General features: G+C 68.1%; 1 protein-coding gene. It reads left to right on the forward strand.

Annotated features, from left to right (window positions below; genetic code table 11):
* A partial coding sequence (locus IVB48_RS32990; protein ID WP_247406720.1) for a polyketide synthase dehydratase domain-containing protein occupies positions 1-1,071 on the forward strand: 1,071 nt, incomplete at both ends.

Genomic DNA, 1,071 nt, shown 5'->3' on the forward strand with positions numbered 1-1,071 from the left:
CGATCTGACCGGTCATTATGCGCGGCTGCAGGCGCGGGGCTACGGCTACGGGCCGATGTTCCAGGGTCTGGTCGAGGCGTGGCGGGTTGGCGAAGCGGTATACGGCCGGGCGGTCCTGCCGGAGGCACTCTCTGAATCTGCGGAGAGTTACAGCTTGCATCCAGCCCTGCTTGATGCGGCGCTGCATGTGCTGACGCTTGCGCAGGTCGAGGGCCTGGACGATGGATCGGTGCTGCTGCCGTTCGAGTGGTCGGACGTGTCCCTGGTTGCGACCGGTGCGCAGGAACTGCGCGTCTGTGCGTCGGTGGCGCGCAGCGGCGAGGGCGAAGCCCTGGCGGAGCTGCAATTCGCCGATAGTAATGGGCGCGCGGTGCTGCGCCTTGGCGGGCTGCGGCTGAGGGAAGCGAGCGATGCGCAGATCCGTGAGGCTTCTCGCACCGACACGCAACATCTGTATCGGTTGGAGTGGCGTCCGGTCGCCTTGAGTGAGGGCGGAGCTCAAGAGCTTGCCTTGCCACTGATTGTCGGAGGCGACGGAGAGCTGGCGAAGCGCCTGGATCTCGATCACGTTGACAGCGTTGCAGCTGCTCTTGCGCTTCTCGACGAAGGCGGCGCGATCCCATCGCAGCTCGTGTTCGACCATCTGTCCGAACCGGCTGGAAGCGTGCTTGCGGCGACGCATGCGACGGCGGAGCGCGGCCTGGCCGAGCTGCAGGGGATTCTGGGCGAGGCGCGTCTGAACGAGACGGCTGTCACGTGGCTGACGCGAGGTGCGGTGACGACGGGTCCGGATGAAGGCGCGAGTGGACTCTCGCGGGCGCCGCTGTGGGGCCTGGTGCGGAGCGCGCGGGCGGAACATCCGGACCGGCGGCTGCAGCTCGTGGATCTGGATGCTGCGCTTGCGGATGTGGCGTTGCTGACGAAGCTGACGTCGACGACGTCGGAGCCTGAGCTGGCGCTGCGGCATGGGGTGGTGCTGGCGCCGCGGCTGATGCGCGCCGGAGCGGGCGCGGGTGAGCCGCGTCGTCTTGCTGCCGGCGGGACGGTGTTGATCACGGGCGGTATAGGCGA

This window comes from Bradyrhizobium sp. 76 (assembly GCF_023073025.1).
Classification (GTDB): domain Bacteria; phylum Pseudomonadota; class Alphaproteobacteria; order Rhizobiales; family Xanthobacteraceae; genus Bradyrhizobium.